Annotated in this window: 35 protein-coding genes; 16 read left to right on the top strand and 19 right to left on the bottom strand. The window is 62.8% G+C overall.

Annotated elements, in window-relative coordinates; genetic code table 11:
* Window positions 1-36 precede the first annotated feature (36 nt).
* Window positions 37-765 (top strand): TetR/AcrR family transcriptional regulator, encoded by a 729-nt coding sequence (locus ACVJ19_RS36610; RefSeq protein WP_453953892.1) that lies wholly within the window; start codon window positions 37-39, stop codon window positions 763-765.
* A gap of 137 nt (window positions 766-902) precedes the next feature.
* On the opposite strand, the gene ACVJ19_RS36605 is transcribed toward ACVJ19_RS36610, so the two are convergent.
* The gene (locus ACVJ19_RS36605; RefSeq protein ID WP_453955275.1) at window positions 903-1,508 is read right to left on the bottom strand and encodes a hypothetical protein; all 606 of its coding nucleotides are present in this window, start codon (window positions 1,506-1,508) and stop codon (window positions 903-905) included.
* A 163-nt stretch (window positions 1,509-1,671) separates the two neighbouring features.
* Here ACVJ19_RS36605 and ACVJ19_RS36600 point away from each other — a divergent pair, with 163 nt between their 5' ends.
* Window positions 1,672-2,235, top strand: a complete 564-nt coding sequence (locus ACVJ19_RS36600; RefSeq protein ID WP_453953891.1) for an SET domain-containing protein — start codon at window positions 1,672-1,674, stop codon at window positions 2,233-2,235.
* A gap of 134 nt (window positions 2,236-2,369) precedes the next feature.
* Here the strand turns inward: ACVJ19_RS36600 and ACVJ19_RS36595 are convergent, their stop codons facing one another.
* Together ACVJ19_RS36595 and ACVJ19_RS36590 are read right to left on the bottom strand one after the other, a co-directional pair.
* Window positions 2,370-2,768, bottom strand: coding sequence for a hypothetical protein (locus ACVJ19_RS36595; protein ID WP_453953890.1), 399 nt, complete (start codon window positions 2,766-2,768; stop codon window positions 2,370-2,372).
* A 31-nt stretch (window positions 2,769-2,799) separates the two neighbouring features.
* Window positions 2,800-3,030: a hypothetical protein gene (locus ACVJ19_RS36590; RefSeq protein WP_453953889.1), complete on the bottom strand. Its 231-nt coding sequence runs from the start codon at window positions 3,028-3,030 to the stop codon at window positions 2,800-2,802.
* Between the two features lie 101 nt (window positions 3,031-3,131).
* Here ACVJ19_RS36590 and ACVJ19_RS36585 point away from each other — a divergent pair, with 101 nt between their 5' ends.
* Complete coding sequence (locus ACVJ19_RS36585) at window positions 3,132-3,953, top strand: helix-turn-helix domain-containing protein (protein WP_453953888.1); 822 nt, start codon at window positions 3,132-3,134, stop codon at window positions 3,951-3,953.
* 40 nt (window positions 3,954-3,993) lie between these two features.
* Window positions 3,994-4,818: an MmyB family transcriptional regulator gene (locus ACVJ19_RS36580; RefSeq protein ID WP_453953886.1), complete on the top strand. Its 825-nt coding sequence runs from the start codon at window positions 3,994-3,996 to the stop codon at window positions 4,816-4,818.
* Here ACVJ19_RS36580 and ACVJ19_RS36575 read toward each other — a convergent pair.
* Entirely contained in the window at window positions 4,806-5,606 is an 801-nt protein-coding gene (locus tag ACVJ19_RS36575) for a thioesterase family protein (protein WP_453953884.1), read from the bottom strand. The genes ACVJ19_RS36580 and ACVJ19_RS36575 overlap by 13 nt on opposite strands.
* Before the next feature lie 169 nt (window positions 5,607-5,775).
* Here ACVJ19_RS36575 and ACVJ19_RS36570 point away from each other — a divergent pair, with 169 nt between their 5' ends.
* Complete coding sequence (locus ACVJ19_RS36570) at window positions 5,776-6,441, top strand: DsbA family oxidoreductase (protein WP_453953883.1); 666 nt, start codon at window positions 5,776-5,778, stop codon at window positions 6,439-6,441.
* 4 nt (window positions 6,442-6,445) lie between these two features.
* Here the strand turns inward: ACVJ19_RS36570 and ACVJ19_RS36565 are convergent, their stop codons facing one another.
* Window positions 6,446-7,615 (bottom strand): GNAT family N-acetyltransferase, encoded by a 1,170-nt coding sequence (locus tag ACVJ19_RS36565; protein ID WP_453953882.1) that lies wholly within the window; start codon window positions 7,613-7,615, stop codon window positions 6,446-6,448.
* A gap of 181 nt (window positions 7,616-7,796) precedes the next feature.
* Here ACVJ19_RS36565 and ACVJ19_RS36560 point away from each other — a divergent pair, with 181 nt between their 5' ends.
* Entirely contained in the window at window positions 7,797-8,225 is a 429-nt protein-coding gene (locus tag ACVJ19_RS36560; protein ID WP_453953881.1) for a YeeE/YedE family protein, read from the top strand.
* Window positions 8,226-8,230: 5 nt separating this feature from the next.
* Window positions 8,231-8,698: a DUF6691 family protein gene (locus tag ACVJ19_RS36555; RefSeq protein ID WP_453953879.1), complete on the top strand. Its 468-nt coding sequence runs from the start codon at window positions 8,231-8,233 to the stop codon at window positions 8,696-8,698.
* A 120-nt stretch (window positions 8,699-8,818) separates the two neighbouring features.
* Here the strand turns inward: ACVJ19_RS36555 and ACVJ19_RS36550 are convergent, their stop codons facing one another.
* Both ACVJ19_RS36550 and ACVJ19_RS36545 read right to left on the bottom strand, forming a co-directional pair.
* On the bottom strand, window positions 8,819-9,154 hold the full coding sequence (locus tag ACVJ19_RS36550) for a hypothetical protein (protein ID WP_453953877.1): 336 nt from the start codon (window positions 9,152-9,154) through the stop codon (window positions 8,819-8,821).
* A 109-nt stretch (window positions 9,155-9,263) separates the two neighbouring features.
* Window positions 9,264-9,668 (bottom strand): hypothetical protein, encoded by a 405-nt coding sequence (locus tag ACVJ19_RS36545; RefSeq protein ID WP_212343052.1) that lies wholly within the window; start codon window positions 9,666-9,668, stop codon window positions 9,264-9,266.
* A gap of 154 nt (window positions 9,669-9,822) precedes the next feature.
* On the opposite strand from ACVJ19_RS36545, the gene ACVJ19_RS36540 reads away from it, so the two are divergent.
* Window positions 9,823-10,047 carry a hypothetical protein gene (locus ACVJ19_RS36540; RefSeq protein WP_453953875.1) on the top strand — a complete coding sequence of 75 codons (225 nt, stop codon included), beginning with the start codon at window positions 9,823-9,825 and terminating at the stop codon, window positions 10,045-10,047.
* A gap of 399 nt (window positions 10,048-10,446) precedes the next feature.
* On the opposite strand, the gene ACVJ19_RS36535 is transcribed toward ACVJ19_RS36540, so the two are convergent.
* On the bottom strand, window positions 10,447-10,770 hold the full coding sequence (locus tag ACVJ19_RS36535; protein WP_453953873.1) for a PilZ domain-containing protein: 324 nt from the start codon (window positions 10,768-10,770) through the stop codon (window positions 10,447-10,449).
* 103 nt (window positions 10,771-10,873) lie between these two features.
* Between ACVJ19_RS36535 and ACVJ19_RS36530 the strand changes: the two genes are divergently transcribed.
* Window positions 10,874-11,167, top strand: coding sequence for an HdeA family protein (locus ACVJ19_RS36530; RefSeq protein WP_453953871.1), 294 nt, complete (start codon window positions 10,874-10,876; stop codon window positions 11,165-11,167).
* A gap of 116 nt (window positions 11,168-11,283) precedes the next feature.
* On the opposite strand, the gene ACVJ19_RS36525 is transcribed toward ACVJ19_RS36530, so the two are convergent.
* Complete coding sequence (locus tag ACVJ19_RS36525; RefSeq protein WP_453953869.1) at window positions 11,284-11,748, bottom strand: PaaI family thioesterase; 465 nt, start codon at window positions 11,746-11,748, stop codon at window positions 11,284-11,286.
* Between the two features lie 356 nt (window positions 11,749-12,104).
* On the opposite strand from ACVJ19_RS36525, the gene ACVJ19_RS36520 reads away from it, so the two are divergent.
* A complete protein-coding gene (locus ACVJ19_RS36520; RefSeq protein WP_453953868.1) occupies window positions 12,105-12,383 on the top strand; it encodes a hypothetical protein in 279 nt (92 codons plus the stop codon).
* Between the two features lie 99 nt (window positions 12,384-12,482).
* Entirely contained in the window at window positions 12,483-12,740 is a 258-nt protein-coding gene (locus tag ACVJ19_RS36515) for a hypothetical protein (RefSeq protein WP_453953867.1), read from the top strand.
* 18 nt (window positions 12,741-12,758) lie between these two features.
* On the opposite strand, the gene ACVJ19_RS36510 is transcribed toward ACVJ19_RS36515, so the two are convergent.
* Window positions 12,759-12,992, bottom strand: coding sequence for a DUF6894 family protein (locus ACVJ19_RS36510; RefSeq protein ID WP_018642771.1), 234 nt, complete (start codon window positions 12,990-12,992; stop codon window positions 12,759-12,761).
* A 174-nt stretch (window positions 12,993-13,166) separates the two neighbouring features.
* Window positions 13,167-13,355: a hypothetical protein gene (locus ACVJ19_RS36505; RefSeq protein WP_453955274.1), complete on the bottom strand. Its 189-nt coding sequence runs from the start codon at window positions 13,353-13,355 to the stop codon at window positions 13,167-13,169.
* A 315-nt stretch (window positions 13,356-13,670) separates the two neighbouring features.
* On the opposite strand from ACVJ19_RS36505, the gene ACVJ19_RS36500 reads away from it, so the two are divergent.
* Entirely contained in the window at window positions 13,671-13,910 is a 240-nt protein-coding gene (locus ACVJ19_RS36500; protein ID WP_453953865.1) for a DUF2798 domain-containing protein, read from the top strand.
* A 748-nt stretch (window positions 13,911-14,658) separates the two neighbouring features.
* Here ACVJ19_RS36500 and ACVJ19_RS36495 read toward each other — a convergent pair.
* The 6 genes from ACVJ19_RS36495 to ACVJ19_RS36470 form a co-directional block, all read right to left on the bottom strand.
* Window positions 14,659-14,826, bottom strand: coding sequence for a hypothetical protein (locus ACVJ19_RS36495; protein WP_453953863.1), 168 nt, complete (start codon window positions 14,824-14,826; stop codon window positions 14,659-14,661).
* A 152-nt stretch (window positions 14,827-14,978) separates the two neighbouring features.
* Window positions 14,979-15,146, bottom strand: coding sequence for a hypothetical protein (locus ACVJ19_RS36490; protein ID WP_453953862.1), 168 nt, complete (start codon window positions 15,144-15,146; stop codon window positions 14,979-14,981).
* 32 nt (window positions 15,147-15,178) lie between these two features.
* Window positions 15,179-15,358, bottom strand: a complete 180-nt coding sequence (locus ACVJ19_RS36485; protein ID WP_453953860.1) for a hypothetical protein — start codon at window positions 15,356-15,358, stop codon at window positions 15,179-15,181.
* Window positions 15,359-15,740: 382 nt separating this feature from the next.
* Window positions 15,741-15,911, bottom strand: coding sequence for a hypothetical protein (locus ACVJ19_RS36480; RefSeq protein WP_453953858.1), 171 nt, complete (start codon window positions 15,909-15,911; stop codon window positions 15,741-15,743).
* Window positions 15,912-18,517: 2,606 nt separating this feature from the next.
* The gene (locus ACVJ19_RS36475; RefSeq protein WP_453953857.1) at window positions 18,518-18,781 is read right to left on the bottom strand and encodes a PepSY domain-containing protein; all 264 of its coding nucleotides are present in this window, start codon (window positions 18,779-18,781) and stop codon (window positions 18,518-18,520) included.
* A gap of 621 nt (window positions 18,782-19,402) precedes the next feature.
* Complete coding sequence (locus tag ACVJ19_RS36470) at window positions 19,403-19,600, bottom strand: hypothetical protein (RefSeq protein WP_453953856.1); 198 nt, start codon at window positions 19,598-19,600, stop codon at window positions 19,403-19,405.
* A gap of 308 nt (window positions 19,601-19,908) precedes the next feature.
* Between ACVJ19_RS36470 and recA the strand changes: the two genes are divergently transcribed.
* From recA to ACVJ19_RS36450, 4 genes are all read left to right on the top strand, one after another.
* Entirely contained in the window at window positions 19,909-20,997 is a 1,089-nt protein-coding gene (gene recA, locus ACVJ19_RS36465; protein ID WP_260389605.1) for a recombinase RecA, read from the top strand.
* Between the two features lie 105 nt (window positions 20,998-21,102).
* Entirely contained in the window at window positions 21,103-22,089 is a 987-nt protein-coding gene (locus ACVJ19_RS36460) for a hypothetical protein (protein WP_453953855.1), read from the top strand.
* Window positions 22,090-22,099: 10 nt separating this feature from the next.
* Window positions 22,100-23,095, top strand: coding sequence for a hypothetical protein (locus ACVJ19_RS36455; RefSeq protein WP_453953854.1), 996 nt, complete (start codon window positions 22,100-22,102; stop codon window positions 23,093-23,095).
* A gap of 59 nt (window positions 23,096-23,154) precedes the next feature.
* Window positions 23,155-24,129, top strand: a complete 975-nt coding sequence (locus tag ACVJ19_RS36450) for a hypothetical protein (protein WP_453953853.1) — start codon at window positions 23,155-23,157, stop codon at window positions 24,127-24,129.
* A 262-nt stretch (window positions 24,130-24,391) separates the two neighbouring features.
* On the opposite strand, the gene istB is transcribed toward ACVJ19_RS36450, so the two are convergent.
* Together istB and istA are read right to left on the bottom strand one after the other, a co-directional pair.
* Window positions 24,392-25,153 (bottom strand): IS21-like element ISFK1 family helper ATPase IstB, encoded by a 762-nt coding sequence (gene istB, locus ACVJ19_RS36445; protein WP_011090937.1) that lies wholly within the window; start codon window positions 25,151-25,153, stop codon window positions 24,392-24,394.
* An 18-nt stretch (window positions 25,154-25,171) separates the two neighbouring features.
* On the bottom strand, window positions 25,172-26,713 hold the full coding sequence (istA, locus tag ACVJ19_RS36440) for an IS21-like element ISFK1 family transposase (protein ID WP_060907903.1): 1,542 nt from the start codon (window positions 26,711-26,713) through the stop codon (window positions 25,172-25,174).
* Window positions 26,714-26,926 lie beyond the last annotated feature (213 nt).

Genomic DNA, 26,926 nt, shown 5'->3' with positions numbered 1-26,926 from the left:
CTTTACACTGTCAATATTGCGTCATATAGCTTGCAAATGGCCAAGACCGACACCAAGGACGAAACGGCGCGAAGCTCGCGCGCCCCCAAAAAAGCCACGTCGACCGCAGCATCGCGCACCTCGCGTCGCGCGACGAGCGCGAAGACCGAAACGCCGTATCATCACGGCGCCCTGCGCGAAGCGCTGCTCCAGGCCGCCGAACGCGTGCTCGAGCGCGACGGCCTCGCCGGCCTAACCTTGCGCGCGGTGGCGCGCGAGGCGGGCGTCTCGCATGCCGCGCCGACGCACCATTTCGGCGATCTCACCGGCCTGCTCAGCGAGCTCGCCGCCGTCGGCTTCCGCCAGTTCAACGCGGCGATGGCGTCGTCCTGCGATGCCGCCACCACGCCGCTCGAGCGCGCGCTGGCGCGGCCGAAGGCCTATGTCGCCTACGCACAGGCCTATCCCGGCATGTACGGCATCATGTTCCGCACCGAACGCCTCGATTATTCCCGTCCCTCCCTGGACGAGGCGGCGGAGGCTTCTTTCGCCGGGCTCGCCAACGCCATCGGCGCGATGCGGCAGGAGCAGATCAGCGGTGACGCGCTGACGCTGGAGCAGGGTGCCGCGATCGCGCGGGCCTGGTCGATGGTGCACGGCTTCACCACGCTGCTGCTGGACGGGCGCCTCAAGGATATTTTAGGGCGGCTACCCGAGGGGACCACGGCCGAACGCCTGCTCGAGGCGATGCTGACCGCGCCCATCACCACGAAATTTCCCGTGTAGCGGCGGTTTGGCGCTCTAAAGCACGATGAGATTTGGATGAATCGTCATCGCGCTTTAGGTTGTTGTTTACGCATGATCTTTCCGGAAAACCGCTTCGCACTTTGCGCTAACGCGGCCCTCCGGGTCCGGATCATGCTTTAGCGCATCGTCGCGAGCTCGACGGCGCGGCCGCGCGTGCCGACGATTCTTACCTCGTCCTTGCCGCAAGCGAAGCTGCGCGCGTCATCGTCCGCGGCCTTGCGCGCGAGCTCGTTGGCGTTTGGGTTGGCGATCGCATCGACATAGGCGACGTGGCAGACCGGGCCCGGCGGCAGCCTGGTCACGACCAGCATGGCCTTGGTGTTCGGCCGTCCCTGCTGGTCCGGATCGGCGCTGTCGGCGATGTGCCAGCGCTGGATGATCGCGAACGGCTTTGTGCCCGCGGCCCGCCATTCGACCGTGGTCTCCGATGAATTGAACGGGGCGAACCAGACCTTTGCCGCAGGTTCCCCGGCCGCTTCCTTGCGATTGCGCCCGACCGAGACGATCTCGCGAAGATCGTCTTCGGCGATCAGCACCATGAGGCCGGCCTTGCCCGGACAGATGCGCGTCGTGCTGCCGTCGAGCTCACTGGGCTTGCCGACCTGCCGGCAGTTCTTCGGTGCCGTCGAAGTATAGGTGCTGCCCACGGATTGGGCGTTCGCACCATCGAGGACGGTGCTCGTCAGCAACATGGCGAGGCACGCGGAGGTGATGCGGATCATCATTCGACCTTGATGCAGCGGGAACTCCGTACCATCAGACGTCTTCATTGTGGGCAAGGTTCAAACAGGCCCGCGAGAGACCTGACAGCGGCGCGGAATCGTTCTAGAAGAGCGGCTTCGCTTGAGGCATCGGGCCTCGTTCGCGTCCTCATTTCTCTCGATCATGCCAGCCATCGCTTCCAGCAAATCCTATCGCGTCGGCCGCTCCAAGACCGGGCTCGGCCTCTTCGCCACCAAACCGATCAAGAAGGGAACCCGGATCATCCGTTATTACGGACCGATCCTGGACTCCAGGATTCCCGAGCAGGACGAGATCGAGAACAAATACCTGTTCGAGCTCAACGGCCGCTGGACCATCGACGGCTCGGTGCGGAAAAATCTCGCGCGCTACATCAACCATTCCTGCCGGCCCAATGCGGAGTCGGACGTCCGCCCGCGCGAGCGCAAGGTCTTCATCCGCGCCATCAGGAACATCGAGCCGGGCGACGAGATCAACTACGATTACGGCACCGACTACTTTAAAGCCTATCTGAAGCCGATCGGCTGCAAGTGCGTCTCCTGCGAGGCCAAGCGCAAGAAGCTGCGTGCCGAGGCCCGGGCCGAACGCACCAAGGTGAAGGCGCGAACAGAGCGCAAGGCGGCCAAGAAGGCGGCTACAAAGGCGGCCAAAAAGAAGAAGCTCAACGGCCACGCGTTCGGTAAGGCCAACGGCCGCGCGCGGGCGTAGCCACGGAATCCAAGAAGCAGTCATTCCGGGGCGATGCGTAGCATCGAACTACGGTGCGCCCTTGCGCACCTGAGAATCTCGAGATTCCGGGTCTGGTGCTGTCGCACCAGCCCGGAATGACGGTGATCGGCAGGTCACGCCGCCATCACACCCGCACTCTTCCGCAATCCCACATATTGCAGCTCGGCAAACACGCCGGTGGCGATCGCCTGCGCCACGACCATGAGCTCGCCGGGGAGGTTCGGCGACACCGCGCCCGAAAACAGCAGTGCGATGCTGCCGACGGTCCAGGCCGCGTTGCCGATCACGACCAGCAGGACGAGCGGTTTTGGCACCGCGGCGCGCGAGGCAAGCCAGCCGACCAGCGCGGTGTAGGCGATCAGGAACAGGCCCGTCTCGCGCAGCAGCGCTTCGGGCAGGTTGAACAGCGTTGCGAACGCGCTCGCGCCGAAGGTGAAGCCGAGAGCGGCGACGCCGCTGAAGATGGCGTCGGCGAGCAGGGCACGGCGCAGGAAGGTGGATGCATCGATCATCGTAGGTCTCCTTGCTTGGGCTGGGTGGAATTCAATGCAGTCCGCGCCAAAAGGCGCGGAGCATGCGGGCGAGGCGGAATGGGCAGAGGCTCTTGCCGACGCCGTGCTCGAAGGCGATGACCTGCGCGACGACATAGTCGCCGGTCGAGTGCACCAGCGGCTCCGGCATGTTGAGGCTGCGCGCCAGCATCCGGGTTGCGAATGCCATGGCCCAGGGAAAGACGTGGTCTGCGAGGGTCCGGTAGAGCAGCAGCGCGATCATGGTCATCTCCTGTTGCGACCAAAGATGCGCGCGCCTGCGCCCCAATTCGATTACCTCGCGGGTAATGGAAGGGCCGAAATCCGCGTGCTAGGTTTTCGACCATGAACGCACATGCATCCACGGCACAGACCGAACGCAGCCAGCCGGTCCATATCGGCGACCATTTGCGCGAATGGCGGCAGCGCCGCCGCATGAGCCAGCTCGATCTGGCGGGCGAAGCCGAGATCTCGGCACGGCATCTGAGTTTTGTCGAGACCGGCCGCGCCGCGCCCTCGCGCGACATGGTGCTCAGACTCGCGGAGCGCCTCGACGTGCCTTTGCGCGAGCGCAACGTGCTGCTGGTCGCGGCCGGCTATGCGCCGGCGTTCCCGCAGCGCCCGCTGGAGGATCCCGCCTTGAAATCAGCCCGCCAGGCGATCGACCTCGTGCTCAAGGCACATGAACCCAATCCCGCGCTTGCGGTGGACAGGCACTGGAACCTGGTCTCCGCCAACCGCATGGTGGCGCCGCTGCTCGACGGCATTCCGCGGCATCTGCTCGGCCAGCCCTTCAATGTGCTGCGGCTCGCGTTCCATCCGGAGGCGCTGGCGCCGCGCACCGTCAATCTCGCGGAATGGTGCGGGCATCTTTTGGAGCGACTGCACCGGCAATGCGAGGCCACGGCCGATCCGGAGCTGATCAAGCTCTATAACGATCTCAAGAGCTATCCCATCCCGGCGCGTTCGGCTCCGCTGTCGAGCGACAATGTCGCGATCCCCTTCAAGCTGCGGCATGGCGGGGAGATCCTCAGCTTCTTCTCCACCACCATGGTGTTCGGTACGCCCGTCGACATCACGCTGTCGGAGCTGGCGCTGGAGACGTTCTTCCCGGCGGACGAGCGTACCGCCGAGCGCTTGAAGCAGATGGCGGCCGGCCTGCAGTAGCGCCGTTTACAGGAGGAAGCGGCGCTCGCATAATCCGCTCATGGACACACGCGCGTTCCGGCGATTGCGGCCGGCCAATCCCGTCGGCGATCTCCTGCGTGGCTGGCGCACGCGTCGCGTGTTGAGCCAGGCAGAACTGGCGTTCGAAGCCGGCATCTCGATCAAGCACCTGAGCTATGTCGAGACCGGAAAGGCGGCGGCAAGCCGGGACATCCTCCTGCAGCTCGCGTCCGCCCTCGATCTGTCGTTGCGTGATCGCAATGCGCTGCTCGAGGCCGGCGGCTTCGCGCGGCAATATGGCGAGCGCGATCTGTCTGCGCCAGAGCTTGCAGAGGCGCGGCGTGCCATCGTTCTTCTGCTCAGCCGTCACGAGCCGTTCCCCGCGATCGTCACCGACCGGCGCTGGAACGTGATGCAGGCCAATCGCGCCGCCTCGCGCCTGATGACCATGCTGCTGGGGAGAGAGCGCATGCAGCGGCCGCTCAATCACATGCGCATGTTCCTGGCGCCGGACGAGCTCAAGCCGTTCGTCGAGAACTGGCCGACTGTTGCGGCCGCGCTGCTGGCGCGGGCGCGGCATGAGGCGATGGCGGCGCCGCTCGACGAGGCCTTGCAATCGACCTGGCGCGAATTGATGCGGTTGCCGGAGCTTCCTGCGCCTGCGACCGAGGACAACGCCATGCCGGGGCCACTCTGCGAGGTGCGGCTGCGCAAGGGCGATATCGGCATTGGTCTGATCGGTGCGGTGCTGACGCTCGGCACACCGCAGGACGTGACGCTGCAGGAGCTTCGCGTCGAGATGTTCATGCCGGCGGATGCCGCATCCGAGGCCGCGCTGGCCGCGCTCGCGGCTCAGGACGCCTGAGCCTGCACGGTTTCGCGCCGCTCGAAGCTCATGGCCTGCATCACCTCCGCAAATGGTCCCTTGAGGTCGCTCAGCGTCGCCGTGGTAAGGCCCGCGCCGCTGGCGCCGACGCGCGTGGCGGCACGGATGAGGATCCATTCGTCCTCGGGCGGGCGGAAGAAATAGAGGCTGATCTCCGGATTGATGAAGGTCCAGTCGCGCATGTCGACGATCTGTGCGACGCCGCTGGCAAAGTCCGCGGCCTGCACCGCCTGGAGCAGCGGCGTGTTGGGCTCGCCCTCGACCAGCGGCGCATCGAGCCGCATCCAGGCCGCCGCCGGGCCCGGCTTCTCCAGTGCGCCCTCGATGAGGCGCACCGAGACGTTCTGGAAATAGGGGCTCCATTTCTGCGCGAAGGCCGGCGGCGGGCTGCCTGCCTCGGGCGCCTTGTCGAGTGCCACGGACCTCGCGAAGGGGTCGACGGGCGACTCCCCGCTCGGTGCCGTCAGCAGCGCCGTGCAGCGGCCGATCTCGTTCTCGCCGTCCATCAGCCGCACCTGCAAGGTTTTGGCCTTGCGGCCGTCGCGAAGCAGTTCGGTGACGGTCCTGAACAGGCGCAGGCCCGCCGGTCGCCACAGATCGAAGGTCAGGCGCCGCACCGCAAAGCCGGATTCGGCCGCGTGGCGCGCGACGTCGCGGGTCATCAGCGCGGTGGTGGCGCTCCCCTGCAACATGTCCGGCGACCACGGACCGCCGGCATGCTCGGTGGCCCGGAATTGATGGCCTTCCGGCTTGAAAATGGCGGTCATCGCGGTCTCCCTTGGGCTTGATGGTGGCCGCAACTATCGGGGCGGGGGCAACCTGCCACAATAACCGCAGAGGTGAAGTCGTGAGCCATGCAGGACGGGTGCCTTGCGCCGCCCCCGGTTCGGCTTATCTTCCGGCGAACCCTCGAAGTGCCCGAAGGAGGCGCCTGACATGAGCACGCTCAAACCGCTCCAGATCGATGTCGTCTCCGACGTGGTGTGCCCCTGGTGCTATATCGGCAAGCACCGGATCGAGAGCGCGCTGGCGCTGGTGCCCGACGTTCCCGTCAAGCTCAATTTCCGTCCCTTCTTCCTCAATCCCTGGGTGCCGCGCGAGGGCATCAGCCGCGAGGCCTATCTCACCCAGAAGTTCGGCTCGGTCGAGGCCTATAAGGGCATTGCCGGGCGCGTCGTCGCGGCCGCGAGCGAGGAGGGGCTCGTCTACAAGCCGGAGCTCGTGGCGCGCCAGCCCAACACGACCGACTGCCATCGCCTGATCCTGTGGGCCGAGGCAATCGGCAAGGCGCCCGAGATGAAGCAGCGGCTAATGGAGCTGTATTTCCGCGACGGCGGCGATCTCACCGATGTGAACGTGCTGGTGCAGGCGGCCGCCGACATCGGCCTCGATGCCGACGACGTGCGCAAGCGCCTTGCCACCGACGAGGACGTCGCACGCGTTTCGGCGGACGCGCAGGAAGCGGCCGAGAAGGGCATCTCCGGCGTGCCGACTTACGTGTTCGCGCAGAAATACGCCGTCTCCGGCGCGCAGGATCCGAACCTGCTTGCCCGCGCCATCCGTCAGGTCTCTGAGGAGATCAACGCGCAGGCGGCGGAGTAGCTTCTTATTTTCGAAGCAGACGGACCACGCGTCGCGCGGCATCGTGCGCGACGTTGAGGCCGATCAGTGCTGCGTGAACCAGCGTCACCACCGGATCGTTCCGCCGCAGCGGAATCAGCACGTCGCCAATTGCGAAACGCCCGCGCCAGATCGGGTTGATCATGGGATGGTCGGCGCTCGCCGTCGAATCCGCGCTGGCGATGGCGGGATCGGCGCAGAGGTGCCGGGTGAGGTCGAGCGTGAGCTGCACGCCCGGCGAATATCTTGCAAAGCGCTCGTCGATGCCGAGCTTGAAGAAGAAGGCACGGTCCTGGTGACGCAGCACGATGCCGGCGGCGACCGGTGTCGGACCAGAGCGAAGCGTGACGATCTCGCACTGCGCAGTCTCTGCCAGGGCCGGCACCGCGCGCCGGATGAAGGTTGCATCACCTGCATGCTGGACCAGTGCGGTGCCGCGCCTGCCCTTCCAGCCGCTGGCTTCGAGCTGCAAGAATGTTTCGAGCGCGGCCCCGATCTCGTCGGGCCGGCACGCGACGTCGAACGCGACAGGCCCATGTTCTTCGAGACGATGGCGCTGGCGGCGCAGCTCCTTGAGCTTCCTGGCGCCGAGCGCCTCCCGGAGCAGCGTCTCGCCGTCTTGCGTCGCATCGAGGCTGGCACGGATGTAGGAACTGAGGACACGCGGCTTCAGGCGATCGCGGTTCAGAACTTCATTGAGTGCGGTCATCGCCGCGCCGTCGAGCGCGATGTCGTTCAGCACGAGCGCATGTGCGCCGGCTTCGCGCGCCTGCTGCAACAGGCGCGTGGCCGCCTCGATCGGAACGTCGCGATCGATTAGCGGGCTGCACAGCGTGCCATAGGGATGCGCGCTCACCAGCGCGGGCAGGGGAATCTTGCAGGCGCGCCAGAGTGAGATCACCGGCATCAGTCCGACCAGCCGCGCCGAAGATGCGTCGAATGCTGGCAGTGCCGCGGCGTTGGTGCGACCGCGCGCACTTGCGCTGACGGCAAGCTCCCAGGCGGGCAGGTAATATCCGTTCGGCTCGACCGCGCGCTGCGCGAGCGCGCGCCATTGGCCGGCATCGACCGCCGCAAGCGGGACACGCGCGCGCGCGGTCGCGACATCCCTTGCCGATGCCGGATTGATCGCAGCCTGATGCGCGATGTCGACCACGTCCCGTCGTCCCCGTTCACGCGAGCTGAGCCCGTGTTCCGGGTCATGCTTAGCGCAAAGATTGGAAAATACCGTTGGGACGCCGCTGCAATTCGGGTGGTAATATTAACGTCTTGTTGAGCATCGGGGCGCCGATTGTACGGATGATGCGGTAGGATTGCTCCCGACCCGGAGGATCGCGATGATCGTCACGCCTTTCACACCAATGGCCTCGCTCCTGGGCGGAGCGCTGATCGGATTGTCCGCCGTTCTGCTGATGTGGGCAACGGGGCGCATTGCCGGCGTCAGCGGCATCGCGGCACGGCTGTTTCCGCCCTATGAGGACCGCGAATTCGCCGGGCGCCTCGCCTTCGTCGCCGGTCTCGTCGCCGCGCCCGTGCTGGTGCGGCTCGTCACTGGAGACCTGCCGGTGCAGACGATCGCGGCAGGGCCGGCCGTCCTGATCGTCGGCGGATTGCTCACCGGTTTCGGTTCGGTGTGGGGCAGTGGCTGCACCTCCGGCCACGGCGTTTGCGGCTTGTCGCGGCTGTCGGTGCGCTCGCTGGTCGCGACCATGACCTTCATGGCGGCCGGCATGGCGACCGTCTTCGTGATGCGGCACTGGAGTTGATGACGATGGCAATCCTGGTTCAATTCGCGATCGGCCTGATCTTCGGCATCGGCCTCATCGTCTCCGGCATGTCGAACCCGGCCAAGGTGCTGAACTTCCTCGACATCGGCGGCATTCCGGCAGGGACATGGGATGCAAGCCTCGCCTTCGTGATGGCGGGCGCGGTGGCCGTGACCTTCATCGGCTTCAGCCGCGTCCTGAAGCTCGCGCGTCCGTTTTTCGCCGATCGATTTTATCTGCCGACACGACGAGACATTGATCCCAGGATCATCGCAGGTCCCGCGATCTTCGGTGTCGGCTGGGGACTGGCGGGCTTCTGTCCGGGTCCGGCGCTGACCGCGCTCGGATTCGGTTCGGCCTCCGCCATCATCTTCGTTGCGGCGATGTGCGCCGGCATGGTGCTCGCCCGCTTCATCGCTCACCTGCCGTCATTGACGCGCGTCGTCACGCCGGCCGATCCGCTCGAAACCTGACGTCGCGGCTTACGCGCAATTCCCGCAGCAATCCATCGCCGCCTGATTTCGTTCAATAGGCATGCGAAAGCGGGACCGGGCGAGTTGTCTCGTCCGGTCCCCCCGTCAAGCCTTCATCGATCACCAGCGGTCGTCGCCGACGCCCACACCGACGCTGACGCCGGGCGTGCGAATGCCGACGCCGGCGCGCGGGCCGTCATCCCAGTCGCGGTGATACATCCGGCGCTCGTAATAGCGCTCGCGCGGCACGTAGTTATAGGAATCGCGCACGATGACACGCGAACCGCCGCGCGTGCGATAGCAGCGGCCGGCATCGTCGCAGACAAGTCGCACCTGCTGGACGAGATCCGGATTGGTGTATTCGCTGCTCGTGTAGATATCGGAAGCCTTCGCCCCCGAGGCGGCGGCCAAAGCACCCACGCCCGCCAACAGCGCAATAGTCAACGTCCTCATCATGTCCTCCTCGAAACTGCCCTCGGCGGTAACAAGAAGGGGAGGCGGTGATCGTTCCGGCAGAAATGCGGGATTTTCCCGGAACCGCATCTTTGTTGATGGCAGTTTGTTCCTAGATCGGCTCGTAAGTCTCGGTCCCGCAAATGTCGTCGGCTTCGGCGCGCCGGCGATCGACGACCTTTCCGCCATTGATGGTCACGATGTAGGTCTGCGCGCCGAGCGGGGTGCCGGTTGCGGAGGTGAGCTGGGCGCGAACGCAGGCGGTCCAGCCCGGCCCTCGCACCTCGTGATGGGGCGGGGCGACGTGAACCTCACGTGGATAGGACGTGGTGAGAAACACCACGTCGATCTGCTCGCGCACCACGCGCTTGACGTCGGGGGGCGGCTCCGGCGGAGGCTGCTCGGCTTCCTTGATGCGCATGAACTCGGGCACTGGCGCCCGGCTGTCGGCAAAGCCGCAAGCACCGAGCGCGAGCGCGCCGGCCAGCAGCGCCGCATTGGCAATGATCCGCAACATCCGTGAATGTCCCCTGCGGGCCAACAGATAGGCACGAATGCGATCCGGCGAAGCCCGCCCCGATCAAGATTTGCTGAAGGGGCGGAACCTGCGGGCATTTGCTATTACGGGATTGCAGGCTAGGTTTGTACCTCAGGCGAGGGGGATTGCACCAATGAGGGTTTTGGTCATAGCGGCTGCGGTGCTGGCGCTGGCGTGCGGCTCGGCTGAGGCGCAGGGTCGGCGCCAGCCCAATGACGGCGCCAAGCCGGCGGATAACAAGCCGAAGGTCGACGAGACAGCTTACAAGGCCGCGCTCGAGCGTATTCCCGAGCCGAAGGAAAAGTACGATCCGTGGGGCGGGGCCCGTCCGAGCGAACCCGCCAAGAAGCCGAAATGAACTGGGGCATCGCGGACTGGTCCGCGAATTCCGCCAGCGCTCGCTCTGATTACAATGCAGCCACGCGCCGCCCCGGGAGAGTTCGGTGGCGGCAATGGCGCAACGCGCGCTTCTCGCCACGATGAGACTCGACGGACACCGGCGGTCACTCCGAGGGTCAGCACCTCGATCGGCGACGGCAATGTTGCGTTTGGCGGACGAGGGCCGTCGCCGGGGTCGCGCGCGATCGATCGTCCCAGGGGACGATTTCTTGATGTCATCGGCGATCACACTCGCGATCATCGCACTCGTGGTCGCGAGCTTGCGCGGTCGCAAGCTTACGCCGGCGCGCCGTCACCATATCGAGCAATCATGATCGTGTTGTGCATGTGATGCGAACGCGCGTTCACATCGCGAGTGCTATTGCACGAAAGCGAGGCCGATGCGTTTGTGGCTGCGCCACACGGGACGGCAATTCCGCACGAAATTGTCGCGTGCGATCGAGAGTGTGAACGATTGCGGCAATGTGACGGGACTATCGATGTCGATCGCCGCGCCGCCCTCCGACATGTTTCGCACCGTGCACGCGATGCCGCCGTCTTCGAAGGTGATCGTTCCGCCCTTGAAAACACGGTGACGCTGTGCTGTGCGCTTCTCGATCATCGGCGTTAATCCATCGTGACGATTGTGAAATAGTGCATAGAAATTACGTTGAAATGAACTCAATACTGGCGCTACTTGCATGGCGCTTCAGACTTCGTTTACGACGTTGAAGCGGTGAGTCACGACCCGCCGACTTTCCTCACGATCCTTTCCTTTATGGCGTTACGCGCCGATGGAGATACTGATGAAGACTTCGCTTTCGCTTCTGTTCGCCGCAGCGCTCTCGCTGTCATCGATGCCCGCCCACGCCGTCAAGTGGGACCTTTCGACCATGACCTGCAAGCAATTCCTCGATAGCGGCGAAGACAACATCGCGGTCGTGCTGACCTGGATGGACGGCTGGTACAAGGGCGACGAAGACAATGCGATCATCGACACCGAGGTGTTCATCGAGAACGCCAAGAAGTTTGGTGCCTATTGCGGAAAGAATCCGACCGTCAGCGTCGTCACCGCGGCCGACGAGATCCTCGGCAAGTAATTCTTGAAGCGCGCCGACTGAGACGCGATCGCAATCGTGCCTCGGTCTGGCTTCGACGTCATCGAGAGCCGCGCTGCGCCTTGCGCTCACGCGGCTCTCTTCGTTTTGGATGCTGATCAGCCCGGCAGCATCGCGAACGCGCTCGACACCATCGCCACCGGCTTGTTGTCGGCGGCCGACAGCAGCGTGACGCGACCGAAGCTCATGGTGCGGCCGAGCCGCACCACACGGGCGTCGGCGAGCACGTCCGATGAGGAGGCCGCGCGCATGAAATGCGTGGTCTGGTCGACCGTGGTCATCGGACGGTAGCCGCGATTGGCGGCAAGGATGGCGATCACCATCGCGGTGTCGGCGAGGGCCATCAGCGCCTGGCCGCAGACCACTCCGCCGCTCCGGCAGAGCCGCTCCGAGAACGCCATGCGCAGCAGTGCGCCCGGCTGCCAGTCGGGCTCATCCGCCGGCGGTGCATGCTCGATGCGCTCGACCGAGAGGTTGAGGTCCTGGACCCAGGGCGCGAAGACCTCGCCGAGGATGCGTCGGGCATCATTGATGCCGAACTCGGCTTCTGGCTGCGATGGCATTGCTGGCGTGTCCTCCATTGTTGCCGGATGTTTCGGCCATTCTGCCCGCATCGGCGCGGCAAAGTCACCCGGCTGGTGCTGGTCCCGTCGGCTTGAAAATGCCCGACTTGGCCCGATATGATGCCGTGGTTGGGTAACGGGTGGGCGAATGTTGCGTCGGTATGTCCTCGTCTTTGGTCTGATTGCGCTCGGTCTTGCGCTGAACGGGTGCACCAAATGCGGCCCGATCTGGGACGACTGGCTGCGCGCGCCGAAATCGTGTCGATCGTAGCGGTCCCTGCGGCCCCCGGCGGCCGCGCTGGGATGACAAGGCACGGGCGATCCGCGCCTCCATGAAATGATCTGAGGAGTCAAAGATGAAGCTTTTCCGTATGGCGGCGGTGCTGCTGGCCGTGCTGGCGGGACCGGCCTACGCGCAAATGCCCAATCTCAATTTGCTGCAGGAGGGCCCGGGCAAGACCCCGGAGGAGAAGGCCGCGGAAGCCGAGCGCGACAAGGCCTACAAGGAAACGCTGAAGAAGATTCCGGACGCCAAGGCGTCCAACGATCCCTGGGGCGGCATGCGCTCCGACCCGCCGAAGGCGGCCGCCACCAGCGCACCGAAGAAGACCAAGACCGGCACGGCCGCGAACTGAGCCGTTCGGCCGGCGCGGCAGGCGCCTTCCGGCCGGGACTCCTCCTTGCCCGGCCACTCCCTACATTGAGCGCAGGTATTGCGTAGAGGAGGACGGGTCATGGCCGATCGTCCGCGGGATCTCGCCGAGCGGATGGCGCGCCGGCGCAGGACCGGCGGCAACACGCCGGGCGGGCGATCCGGCGACGGCTATCTGCGCGAGACCTTCACGCTGCCGCGTGCGGCGGCGCGGGCGAGGGCGGAGGCCTTCTTCGCCCGCTATCCCAAGGCCGGCTACATGAGCGCGGTCGAGACCTGGCGCGAACTGCCCGGCGGCGAGATCGAATTCACCATGCGGCGGCTGCCCAGCGCCGATTGAGGGACACGCGCCCCGCGTCTAGTCGAGCGTCTCGGCGACGATGCGGATGCGGAACACCGGCTCCTTGGCTTCGTCCAGCAGCTCCATGTGCCACTCGGAATTTTCCTGGAGCTTGCGGGCGATCCCGGCGGCCATGTCGGCGCAGACGCTGGTCATCTCCTTCCAGGCGGAATCGCGATCGGAAAATTCCGTCGCCTGGTCCGCACAGCCGGAATAGCGGCCGTTGCGGATTCGGAAGAAATAGAGCGGCATGGCTGGCACCGGTCGCGTGAAGGCCCCGCCCCCCAAGGCCAATGGGCGGGGCAGTGCAATCCCAAACTCCCGGCAGATCAATTCCGGACGGATACGGAGTACCCGGCGCCGCTGCCAGGGCCGCCGTGGCACCGCGCGCCGATTCCTGTCCAGAGCCGGTTCAGGCCGGCTTATTCAGGCTGTCTTGCGCCCGATGGCCTTCAGTTCCCGATCGATGCGCAGTTGCACCCGCCGGATCGCCAACAGGTCGATCTTGGTCTCGGTCTTGCCGGACTTGACCTGCTCCCCGATGCGGAACTGCCACTGCCAAACTCCGGGAGCTGCCGTCTTGGCAACGGTGAACTCGACGCCCCTGTGATTCATGGTCACCTCCCACGATTCACCCTCGATCACTGAAGACATGTTGGCCGTCACAATATTCCAGGTACAAGCAAAATGGGCCGTAAGCCGTGGATGGTTCACGGAAATCTCGAAAGCGCGCGCGTCATCGGCCGGCCCAGGAACTCTGTTCATGGCCGGAGAACCACGGAGCCAGTTCAATGCTTCTGCTGCCGCAGACTCTTGATCCAGATCAGCCTTCGACGTCGGAATCGCACTGAGCGGCAAGCAGGCGCATCCGGGTACGCGCCGCGGCACGTGCCTTGCTTGGCCGTATGACGGCAAGCAACAGGGCGCGTCATGCTCGGCATTCCCCGCCGCTACAGTCATTTCGTCTTCGGCGTCATCCAGTCCGGACTGACCTCGCTGATCGCGGCGGGAATCGCCAGCTTTCCCGCTGATGGCGCGATGCTGTTCGTTCGGCACTGGATGGTGTCGTGGCTGATCGCATGGGCCGCGATGCTGCCCATGGTGCTGCTGGCAGCGCCCGCGATCCGCGCCTTTTCGCTGCAGCTGACGCGGGAGGAGAGCGGTGCGTGAACGACCGGCGCGCATGAAAAAACCCCGCCTGGGGAGAGCCAAGCGGGGAGAAGGTTATTGGAGGCTGAGGTGCTGGGCTGCAACACCATAAGCCCGGTGACCCTAACCGGCTGAGCTTACGGCAGCCTGACAGGCTCGCGATTGCGATCCGCACCCGGCATCACCGCGCACAGGCTCGCAAACAGAAAACCCCGCTCGGTGAGAGCGGGGTCGTCGACTGGGTATGGAGGCCCGGTGTTGGTCCACCGGGCTCATCGACACTAGGCGAGTTGGCTTACAGGCGCCTGACGGCGGCAGCGACAGCAGCGCTGAGCAGGCCGCAGACTGGCCCCGCACCGGTCCCAATTTGGCCACCCGATCGCACCACTCGGGCCACAGCAGCAGGCGAGATTCCGCAACGTCCGGTCGTGCCATGGGGGAAACGTGGCGCGCCGGCTACGGGGTGGCATCATGGATAACGTAGAGCGGTCATTCGCCGCCGCGACAGCGGCTGGCTTCGTGGTATTGGTCATCGGCATCGCGCTGCTAATGCTGCTGTAGGGATCACGGAACGCAGGCAGTCGGCGGCCGGCTCCGGGCCAGCATGGCCCGCGCGCGGACAGGGAGTCCTGCAAAAGCTGCAAAACAACCCCATGCACAGTAGGTCGCTGCGCGGTTCTCTCGCGCGATCAATGGCTTACGGGTGGTGTTTGAATACCTTTAGCGGCCGCACCGCTGATGCGGCCGTTTCGCTGGCGCGTTGGCGAACCTAGTGAACCTTGACCGCGTCCAGCGGGAGGCGGAGCTCGGCGGCGCGCTCTTCGCGGTCCTTCTTGCGGAACTCGTTTTCCTTGCGCTCGAACTTGATCATCTCCTCGAGCGCCGCTTCCAGCAGGTGATTGCGCTTGGTGGCATCGGGCTGCGTATTTTCCGTCATGACCGAAATCCCCATTGTTGCGGTCCAACCCCAGTGAAGGCCGCAGAGCACCGATAGGTTCGATGCCGCAGGATTGCAGAAGCATGACGGCACGCAGCGGCTGCGTCTTTGATGCGCGTCAGCTTCCGCTGAAGACGAACGGCGAAGCGGCCTCACTCGTCCTCGTTGAACCACGAGAGCGGTTCGGCTGCGCGCCGCGTCTGTTGTCGTTGCCGTTCAGCATGTTCGCGCGCTTGCCGCGCTCGTCGCGCGTCCTCGACCAGCTTGCGAGCGGTCTCTTGCGCGTCGTCGGCGCGCCGGAAAAGCGGGTCTGTTTCCATGGACCCCATAACGCAGAAACAAGGGAGTGGGTTCAGGCGCGGGCCTTCTCCCAGGGAAACGGCTCCTGTGTCTTGCGGCCGAGGAACGTGTCGGGCACCGGCAGTTGCAGCGCTTTCGATGCCTCGGCCACCAGCTCGCGCATGAGGGCGTTCTGCGCGGCAAGTTCGACAGCCAGATCGTGCACGCGCGAAATGTGAGTGTAGTCGGCCATGGCGGCGCTCCCCTTGCTTCGCAGGCGGGAGCGCGCTTGGTCTCTCAGCCACCGACGCCTACGGGCAGAGCCTCGGCCGGTGATGCCGGGTAAACTGCCACGGGTCGCTTTGGTTCACCATTGAACTTTGGGGTGCTGCTGGCGCCTTAGTCCGGCGGCTGTAGGCCGGGCGATCTCAGCCACTGGCTCATGTGCGAACCGGTTTCCGCTTGGCGGGCTTTGCGGCGTCGCGTCATCCAAGGAATTTGTCAAACGCCACCAAGGCACCAAAGGCCGTCGCGGTGACGGCAAGGAAGGCGGCAAAATACCAGAGGCGATACATGCCGGGATAAACCCGGGCGCATTGCAAAGGTTCTGGGGGCGACACCTGTCGGCGTTCGGCTCAATGGACCTTGATGATCTTATCCAAGGGAAGGCGAAGCTCCGCCGCGCGCTCCTGGCGGTCCTTCTTGCGGAACTCCATTTCTCGCCGTTCGAACTCGGTCAGCTCTTTTTGGGCTGCATCCAACAGGCGATCTTTTGGCGCCATGCCAAGATGGGTTGGTTCCGTCATCACTTTGCGCTCCCCGTCCTTGTCGCTGATTCCTAGACAAGACCGGGAACAGCGGGAAGCTCGGATGACGTAGAATTACGGATTTATGACGGCGAGTGGCCGTCTCAGGGTTGGAAAAAAGCGCGGCCGGGCTCGAAATAAGCGTCCCGGCGGCGCTTTATTTTCTAACTGAGCGCTGAAATCCCAGTTGAGCTCAAATGTGCAACGGCCATGCCACAGGTTTGTGACGCGATCATCGATGGTCAATCAGCGATAGGATCGAGTTGGGACACCCCGTGAGAACAAACTGGGACACTGGTGATCAAATACGGACAGTACCCAAATGGCGGCGCTAATCGCGCATGGACCTGACGGATGGTTCGATCGTGAGGCGATAGGCAATCAATCTGCTGCCGTCGAAAGTCTCCAGCGGCGCGTCGCAAGCCGGGCAGCGATACTCGCCTTTTTCCCCAGGCTGTGACCATAATTCCAGGCGACGAAAGCCGGCGCCGCATTCGGAACAACTCACGTCGCTCTTTCTCATAGCGGTCTCACGCTGCGCGCTGTCTCAATTCCTTAGCATGAGTTCAGTTGCTGCAGAACGGATTTCCGAAAATGCCGGATATTTTGATCATTTGTCCCGTGACAGGGCAGGCCGTCTTCACCGGATTGAATACGGAGACCGTTGTGTTCGAAACGCTTCCGGCCATCGAAATACCTATCAAGTGCCCGCGCTGCGGCCAGACGCATCGCTGGAAGCCGAAGGACGCTTGGGTGTCTCAGCCGAGCGATCCAACGCGGCATTAGCGAAGTAGGCACATGCGAGGGCTCAAATACTGATAGGTCATGCCACAGGGGTTTGTGACGCAATCACCCATGGCCAAGCAGCAATAGAATCCCCGCCAGCAACATCGTCACGAACACAGCCGGTACAACGATCCAGGAAGTCTCGTTTTTCATGGTGCGCATGGTTTCACGCCTTGCACCCGTGCCGCTACCTATACCTGGGGATATCAGGACAATGCGGGATTCAACTCGGGCACTTGGGACAGTGGCGCCGATCTCGAGGATTATCTCGAGCTACTTTGGCGCAAGTCCAAGCGCCACGCCGACAAGACTGCTGCCGAGCGCTACGGCCGCAATCAGATGAGAAATGAAGAGGCCGCCAACCGAGGCGGCCTTGCGAGGAAGTCAATGAGCAGGACAGCGTTGAAATGGACGCTGCTCGGCAGCGTTCGTTGTCTACTTGTTGCCGACGCTCATTGACCTCACGGATGACGGCGGGACCAAGCCCGTTCGGGTCATATGATGGGCGATGATCCCAGGCCTCGCCGCGTGGTTGGTCATAACCCGCAAGAGGTCGTCTGCAAATCCGGACTCTCACAAGTTCTAAACAGGATACCGGGCGTCAAATACGTGCTGTCCTATTGGGATCGCGGCGATTTGAAATGAGGACGGGAACGTTTGCGCGATTGCCAAGTTTTCCCGATGCCCTTCCCCAAAGGGCGACACCCCAAGCGGGCCCCAGCTCATCGCCCCCCAACCCTGCGAGCTGGGGCCTTCTTTTTGGTGCTTTCCTAATTGGGACACCCGCGATTTGAAAATGAGGACAGGAACGTGTCTCGCCTTGTCTGTGGGGATACGGCAATCGTCGAGCCGAGGTGAGGCCAGATTTCGAGAGCGGTAAGCCCTCGCAGTTCGCGAGCTCAAACGCCCGTTAGCGCCCGGCACCGGACCGCGCTGCACAAAAGGAGATGTTTCGCGTGCAGGTTGACATATGATAGTGCGGGAACTTTCGGCAATTGTGTATCTTGCGCGTATCGCCATTTATGCCGTATCGCCGTTTATTACGTCCTCGGTCTGAGGAGCTGTCGTTGAACCGGGAATTAAAGGAATTCTGCAGGCTCGAACGCGCTTGCAGAGAGCACGCGGCCATCGCTTCCCTCGATCTTGAGCGTGAAGGTCTTCTTGCGGTGGCGGAGTATTATCGGAAAGCTATTGAAGCCCTTCAACGCCGCCCCACAGGGCGCAGCCGCGCGTAAATTTTCTCGGTGCCTTCCTGATTAGGACAATACGGACGGTCCCCCCAGCTGAGGTCATTTTGCGTTTGAGCACCCGCAGAGGCGGATTAGGACAGTCCGAAATGAGTGCCTCTTCCGAGCAATCGTTATTCTCGGTCAGCCGTCGTAAAATCTGGTGGTCTCCGGGCTTCAGCCTGCCCAAGCCTGCACCCGGAGGACAGGCAACTCCGGGGCCACGGCCGCCAAGCCCAGACCCGGAGCGCAGGCGGCCCCGCCACGCCGGTTGCGGGGCCGCGGCTCCTCGCAGAGCAGCCCCCAAAATCGGGTGCTGTCCTCATCAGGACACCCGAGACGGCAAATCAGGACACTGCAAATCCGGGGTAGGTCGGTTGCTCAATCGCTAGTTACCCGGCGCCGATGCAAGTTGTTGCGCCTGGGCTAGCGTCAGCCTTGGCTGGCCCAGCACCTTTGGCCTCAACTCGGCCAACCCCCGAGTTGGGGCCGTTTTTGGACACCCGCAAAGGCGGATCAGGACACCGGCTCATCTTCGGATGTGACGGGGGCAAGTACGGACAGTGGGCGCCAACTGAGGCGGCCTGACTACTCCTAGCGATCGGGCCGTGCAGACATGATCTCGCCCGTCCTGGGGTCGGCGTGAAACTTCATTTTCTGGCCATCCTTGATGCCTTCGCCTTCCCATCGACCGTCGTCGGCTTCAATTTTGCTAACCAGCGTAAAGCCCGCCTTGAGAACCTTCTCGACGACTTGCTGGATTGGCATCCAGTCCGCCCCCGGTTGTTCGGCGCGCGCGAAGTCTACCGAACCCGCCGATAGCACCACCGCGAGAACAACAGGTGCAATCCTATCCATGCGGGACCTCCTTGCGGCTGGGGGACCAACTGGTTTTGCGGCATTGTGGAATAGAGGACACTCCCAAATTCAACTTAGGGCAGTGAGGGGCAAATACGGACAGTACCGCGCCCCGGGTACTGTCCTAAATAGGACAGCCCATTTCGACGGCCTCTTCTTTGAATATAAACGGCCCCAATTGGGGGCCGCCAACCCGCTGATGGGGTTTTCCTCCAGCAGTCTGGGGGGCACCTTTCGTGCTGGGGGCATCGTAGAGATGCGCTGCTAGGCGGATAGTTCCTCAGCCGCTTAGACTGGTACCCAGCCATGAAAGAGGCCGCCACGGGAGGCGGCCTCGCGCTTTTCTCAAGTGGGTGTCTAGTTCATCACGGCATGCAGAAAGCTAATTAGGCACCTCGAAATTCAACTTAGGACACTAGGGGTCAAATACGGACAGCGCCAGTAGATGCTCCAAAATGAAAGAGGCCGCCAACTGAGGCGGCCTTTCTCCTACAGATTGAAATACAGCATATACGCTAGGACGGTCGAGAAGGCGCTTAGTCCTATGATAGCAATTTTCAAAACTAGGTCGGCTGCCAAGTACACCTCCCTCGGTTTGCAAATCACCAAGAATCATACGCCTTACTTCGGTGGCTGCAATCCGGGAGAGGAAAGCCATTCATCAATATGGGCGGTGATATCGGCTGCGTGGGCCTTTCTCAAAAGGTCTTCACGTTCCGCGCCCGGAGGCAATTGTTCTGCCTTTTTCCTTGCTAGCCTAGCTTCCTCGATAAGCCGTTCGCCTAGCGCTCTATCCTGTTTGAACCGGTGGCGTTTCATGAACGTCCTCCCGACATGAATCTGCTTCGCTTAAAACGCTCCCATAGGCCTGCGCGTTCCGATGGTGGAACCCTACACCCTGTGTTCGTTTAGCGGAACACCCTCGTTCGCAATCCGTTTCTTGAAATCCAAATTAGGACACTCCCAAAATCAACTTAGGACACTAGGGGTCAAATACGGACAGTACCCAAAACCGCAAAAGAACATATTGCGAACCTAGAACAAATGGGGTACATTGTTTTTATCGCCGGCCCGCCTCTCAATCGTTTGTCCCCCTAGCGAATCCTCGCCATAAGGAGCACGACCCAATGTCCGCCACTGCGCTGCGTATCGTCGAAGGATCTTCTATGGACAAGAGTAAAGCCCTGGCTGCCGCGCTCTCTCAGATCGAGCGCCAGTTCGGCAAGGGATCGGTGATGAAGCTCGGCAAGAGCGACCGCTCCATGGACATCGAGGCGGTGTCCTCCGGCTCGCTCGGGCTCGATATCGCGCTCGGCATCGGCGGCCTGCCCAAGGGGCGCATCGTCGAGATCTACGGGCCGGAATCCTCGGGCAAGACCACCCTGGCGCTGCATACGGTGGCGGAAGCGCAGAAGAAGGGCGGCATTTGCGCCTTCATCGACGCCGAGCATGCGCTCGACCCGGTCTATGCGCGCAAGCTGGGCGTCAACATCGACGAGCTGCTGATCTCGCAGCCCGACACCGGCGAGCAGGCTCTGGAAATCTGCGACACGCTGGTGCGCTCGGGTGCGGTGGACGTGCTGGTGGTCGATTCGGTTGCGGCGCTGGTGCCGAAGGCCGAGCTCGAAGGCGAGATGGGTGATGCGCTGCCGGGCCTGCAGGCTCGTCTGATGAGCCAGGCGCTGCGCAAGCTGACCGCGTCCATCAACAAGTCCAATACCATGGTGATCTTCATCAACCAGATCCGCATGAAGATCGGTGTGATGTACGGATCGCCCGAAACCACGACCGGCGGCAACGCGCTGAAGTTCTATGCCTCCGTCCGTCTCGACATCCGCCGCATCGGCGCGATCAAGGAGCGTGACGAAGTGGTCGGCAACACCACGCGCGTCAAGGTGGTGAAGAACAAGCTGGCGCCGCCCTTCAAGCAGGTCGAGTTCGACATCATGTACGGCGAGGGCGTTTCCAAGATGGGCGAGATCCTCGATCTCGGTGTCAAGGCCGGCATCGTCGAGAAGTCCGGCGCCTGGTTCTCCTATGACAGCCAGCGCCTCGGCCAGGGCCGCGAGAACTCGAAAGCGTTTTTGAAGGCCAACCCCGACATCACCGCCAAGATCGAAACCTCGATCCGCCAGAACTCCGGCCTGATCTCCGAGCAGATTTTGGCCGGCACGCCCGAGAGCGACGCCGATGGCGAGGAGCCGGCGGAAGAGTAAGCCTTAACGCGAAGAGTTTTTCGCGAGGAGCGGGCGCTGAGGACGTTGAGTTGCCGACGTCTTCGGTGCCCGTTTCGTTTTGCGTTGCGTTGATCAGGTGGTGTGATGAAGCGTCTGATCCTGACCAGCTCGTCCGGCTTTGATCTCGGGAAATCGGGACTGGCGGAAATTGTTGTTCTGTTCTCTTTTCGCTTCCAGTGGGGTCGCCTGCCTTCACCTGAGGTGCTTGCAGCCTATTTTGCTGCACGTTCGGAGGCTGTTCCGCCTGGGGATCACTGGTCAGACTGGGGCATCCATTGGCCTCGCGCCATCAGGGATCGCAAAGACCTATCCTTCGTCGATTTTTGCGAACTGTACGATGTGATCGAACTCTGGTTCGATCCGAGTCCAGAAGATCAGTTGCAGCTCATTTGGTTGCTCGATTACCTCAGCTCTCATTCAGGCCCCGCGCAAAGACTCAGACTGCGCCTGGTGACGGACGATCTGATTATGATGAGAGCCGAAGAACTGGGAAAGTCCGCATCGCATATTCCGGTCTTTGTTGTCACCGTAAGGGAGTTTGAGGCTGCCAGAATGGCATGGCAGGCCTATCGTGCACCGACACCTGAGGCGTGCGTCGATCTTCTTCACGGCGATCTGAGTGCGTTGTTGATGCTGCGGCCAGCATTGCTCAATCTGCTGGCAGAGCTGCCGGCGCCCTTGACGGGCCTGGGCGCGACTGAGACGCGCTTTCTGGAGCTTCTTTCCAGAGGATTTGCAAACACAAACGCCTTGTTTCATCTACGCTCGCAACGGCGCACATATGTATTCCGTGAATTCGAGTTGGGTTCGTTGCTTGAGGGGCTCGCGCTCGGCCCCAAGCCCGCAGTGGCCGGTTTGGGCGACGAGCTGCGCACAATCGACCCTAAGAATTTGCGAGCTCGGCACGAAGTCTATCTCCGCAGCCGTCTTTCGTTGACCGAATTTGGTGAAGCCGTCCTTGCCCATCAAGAAGACTTCAGTCGTCACAATCCGATCGATCGCTGGTGGGGTGGCACACATCTGACCAACGATCGGCTGTGGCGCTATGGCGCTGTCTTAACGAAACCCTGAGGCCGCGAGCATGGCCCGGCTCATCGTCACGACAGACTCGTCCATCGCCGGCGCCATCCAACAGGCAGGGCTCGCCGACCTCGTGATCGCGATCGAACGCCGGCTGGTCTGGGGGCCGTTGCCGTCAGATGCGGAAATCGACGCGTTCTTTGCGCCACGTACGACGCAACCACACGGCCTTCATTGGCTCGACGATACGCCGTCCTGGCGTCTCGAGGAAGCGGATGCGAAGGACCAAGGATTTATCGAACTGCTTGCGGCATACGACTCAATCGAGTTTTGGCGAGGGCCGGAGCCAAATGCGCAATTGATCTTGCTTTGGCTGCTCGATTATTGGCGCCGCCGATGCAATGCGAGTCCCAATTTTGTCGTGCGCTCTCTGTTGCTGGGCGTCAAGGATGTCGACCCACCGCGAGGGGAACTCCATCCGCCGGTTGTCACGATCACACCTCGACAACTTAAATCGGCCAGCCGTGCATGGCGGGCCTATTGTGCGCCGACCCCGCAAAGTTGGCGCGATCTTTTCAAGACGGATTTGAGCTGGCTGCCGCAGCTCGCCCCTCACGTGACGGCTCTTCTCAAAGAGCTTCCGCGCCCCGCCTCAGGCCTTGGAGCCACGGAAGCGCGGATACTCCAGCTCGTCGCGCGAGGAGGCATGCAACCTTTTGATGTCTTTCCGGGGCATCAGAAGCACAACGAGCTGCATGTATACGGATATTGGGAGGTCGGCTTCCTGCTTGACGGGCTCGCCCGGTGCGAGAGACCGGCGGTGTCAGGACTGGATGAAGCTCCATTTTCGCTGGAGATGCACAACGATTCAATCCGCTTCGATCGGTACAAGCGGTCGCGATTGTCGTTGACCGAATTCGGCAAGGCGGTACTGGGAGGCGACCAGAATTTTCGCCGGCACAATCAGATCGATCGTTGGTGGGGCGGCACTCACCTGACCAACGAACGGCTCTGGTGGTGGGACCCCGAGACCCGGTCGTTGATTGCGCCTGCCTGATGCGGGGGCGCAGCTGATAGCACTGCTGATTCTCATATCGGTTTTGTTGAGAGGTCACCTTGTCACATCTAATCCTGACAACGAACGATTTTGCGGCGAACGCGCTTCGCCAGTCACGTGCGGCGAACGTCGCGCTTGGGTTCCGGTTGCGCTTCGTCTCGGGAAAATTGCCTTCCGAGGAGCAACTGTTGATAGGGCTGGCGCGGCGATCCGCAAAGCACAGCAATCCGGGGGATCATTGGCTCGACGATGCGTGCCGCGCCTTGCTGGACGGCGTTGGCACGCGCGACATCGGTTTCTTCGAGCTCTGCGAGAAGTTCGACTCAATCGAATTGTGGGTCGATCCCAGGCCCAACGATCAGCTTGTACTCGTCTGGCTGCTCGACCTGCTTCGTCCCTACAAGGAGATCACGACGAAGCTGAGCCTTGTGCATACCGACGACATTGTTGCGAACTATGCTCCGCAATCGGTCGCAAAATGGAAGTTGCCGGCCTTCAAGGTGGCCGAGAACCATTTGGTGACGGCAAGCCGCGCCTGGCGAGCCTATCGGGCTGAAACACCAGAACCTTGTTTCGATCTGCTGATGACGGATCTGATGATCCTGCCGAGACTTCGATCGGCGCTGATTGCGGTGCTTGAAGAGCTTCCGGACAGCGTGACGGGACTCGGTGCCAGCGAAATGGATCTGCTGGATTTTGTGAACGACGGGCACACCGACCCGAGGCGCGTCTGCGAGGCGACGTGGATTCGCGATGTATTCGACGGACGCGACGCACAAGAGGCTTTGATCGAACTGGGGGAGCATTCGGTCCCGCCGATCCTGCTGGGCGATCCGTCGTTCAACAATGAAGACCGCTACTTCGGCAAGAGCGAGTGGAAAGTCACGCTGACTGAACTCGGGCGTTCGCTTGTCGCCCGCGAAGACGACATGTGGCGCCACAACCCGATCAAACGCTGGTGGGGCGGTACTGAACTCACCAACGAACAGGTCTGGCGATGGGATCGCGAAAGCCGATCGTTGGTTGCGCCTTAGAGGCGCGTTGAGTGCCGTAGGACCTCCTACCCGTGGTCAAGAGGTAGACGTCCTTGATGGGCGAGCATAGCGCCGTGCTCGCCGCCGTCCAGGACGCTTCGCGCCGGCGTTGCCGGTGCCGACGGCCTCCTGGACAGCGTCTGCGCGCGGCGCTGTGGCGATCGGTGCGGATTTCACGGATCGTGAGCATCGATTTCGCGCGATCGTGAGCACTGAATTCAGACGATCGTGAGCAGCCCGCTACGGCCGATGGGAGATAGAGTCAGTGTTCTGGTTGGCCGTCAAGGGTGATGGTTTTGGCGCTGCGTTTTCGCATGCTTTCTCCGGTGAGCTGGAGGCGGTGGGCGTTGTGGACGAGGCGATCGAGAATGGCGTCGGCGACCGTGGGGTCCCCAATGGCTCCATGCCAGGTGTCCACGGGGAGCTGACTTGTGACGATGGTGGATGCGCGGCCATGGCGGTCCTCGAGGATTTCGAGCAGATCGCGGCGTTCCGCGGCGGTGAGCACCGATAGTCCCCAATCATCCAAAATCAGAAGCTGAGCGCGGCCGAGGCTTTTGAGGAGCCGAGCGTAACGTCCGTCTCCGCGCGCGAGCGCGAGCGCCTCGAACAGCCTTGGAACGCGATGATAGAGGACTGATCGGTTGTCGCGGCAGGCCTTGTGGCCGAGCGCGCAGGCTAACCAACTTTTGCCCAGGCCGGTTGCCCCGGTGACGAGCAAATTCTCGTGGCGATCGATCCAGCGACCTTCGACGAGTTTGGCGAAAACGGCGCGGTCGATGCCCCGCGGGGTGCGCAGATCGACGTCCTCGACGCAAGCAGTCTGGCGCAGTGCGGCGATCTTGAGGCGCGTGGTGAGCCGCCTGGTGTCGCGTTCGGCGGCTTCGCGGTCGACCAACAGGCCGATGCGATCTTCGAACGGCAGGGCTTCGAGATCGGGCGATCGGCGCTGCTCCTCGAAGGCCTTGGCCATTCCGGTCAGGCCAAGCTCGATCAGCCGTTCGTGGGTTGGGTGGTTAAGCATGCCGGGTCTCTCCTTGCTTCAGTGGAAGTAGTCGCGTCCGCGGATGTTGCCGTGGCGCAGGGGCTGGTGCTCGAAAGATTCGTCGAAGAACGTGCGATCGAGGCCGTTCTGGAGGATCGATCTAATCGAGGCGACGGAGCGCGCCTTGATGAGGATGCCCCTCCGGCAGGCTGCGTCGAGGCGTTCGGCGCCGTAGCTTTTGACGAGCGCCAGAATGCCAAGGCAGGTTCGAAAGCCTTGTTCTGGATGGGGCCGGGCGTCGATCACGGCCTGGAAAAACGCTGCTGTCGAAGGACCGATCCGCTCGCCGGCGGCGATCACCGCGGCGGGGGTCCATTTGCCGTAGCGGCGATGGGCGCTGGGCATGTGGTCGGCGATGGTGGTGTGTCCGCGTCGGTTGGGCGCGCGGGCATGGCTGGCGATCCGCTGGCCCTTGTGGAAGATCTCGACCGTCCGATCGTCGATACGGGCATCGACCAGCTCGCCAATCAGACGATACGGCGCGGAGTACCAATGGCCGTCGACCTCGACATGATAATCGGGAGCGAGGCGGCAGCGCTTCCAGCGTGCGAAGGCATAAGGCTGATCTGGCAGCGGGGTTAGCTTGGGTTTGTCGAGTTCGGCAAACAGTTCGGCGCGGCTTGAGCCGAAGCCACGCATTTGACGAGCATTGAGTTCGTCGACGAGTGTCTTGATGGCGGCGTTGAGCTCGGCCCGGGAAAAGAAGCGCTGATTGCGCAGCCGGGCCAGAATCCAGCGCTGGGCGATTTGCACCGCGACCTCGACCTTCGCCTTGTCTTTTGGGCGCCGCGGCCGTGCGGCGAGAATGGCCGTGCCGTAATGGCTCGCCATCTCGGCATAAGTGCGATTGAGGCCGGGATCGTAGCGGTCGGGGTTGCTGACGGCGGCTTTGAGGTTGTCGCAGACCACGAACGTCGGCGTTCCGCTCAAAAACGTGAACAAGTTGACGTGGGCCCGGATCCAGTCGGCCAAGCTCTCGCTGGGGCAGGCCTCGGCGTAGGTGTAGTTCGAAGCGCCCATCGCCGCGACGAACAGCTTCATCGGCTGCACTTCCCCGGTCAGGGGATCGACGATGTCGATGGTGTCGCCGGCGAAATCCACGAACACCTTCTCGCCGCCCAGATGAATCTGCCGCATCGAAGGTCGGACCCGCCCCTTCCAGGCCTCGTAGGTAGTGCAGAACCACGTGTACCCGAAACCGTCGGGATTAACGGCGCGATACTCCTCCCAGAGCAGGCGACGGGTTACGTTGCGCCGGCGGAGCTCTTTATCGATGTAGCTCCAGTCGGGCACCGGCCGCTGCGGGCTCTGAGACGCTGGTCGTGGGGCCGGGAAAAGCAAAAGCTCCAGGTCTTCATCGGTCATTCCCTCCGGAAGCGGCCAGCTCAACCCAGCAGAGCGGGCGCGGCTCAGGTAGCTGTGCACAACGCCGTTGCTGACGCCCACGCTCCGCGCGATGGCCCGCTCTGGCAGGCCTTGAAAATGTTTTAACCGAAGGACTTCCTTGATCCGGCGCATCGACAATCTCTGGGTAGGCATTGGACTTCCTCGTTAACCACGAGGTCATCCCTAAGCCGGTTGAGTTGTCGGCCGAAGCGCTGCAAGGCTCCGAAAGCCTTGCTCACGATCCCGCGAAATCGTTGCTCACGATCGTCTGAAATCTCTGCTCACGATCCCCTGAAATCCGCGCTCACGATCCCGCGAAACGCGCAGCGATCGGCAGGTCGGGACGAAGGAATGGTCACACCGGCC

Source organism: Bradyrhizobium sp. USDA 376 (assembly GCF_054063675.1).
The sequence above is the reverse complement of the archived record's forward strand: the minus strand, read 5'-3'. Positions and strand labels throughout refer to the sequence as shown.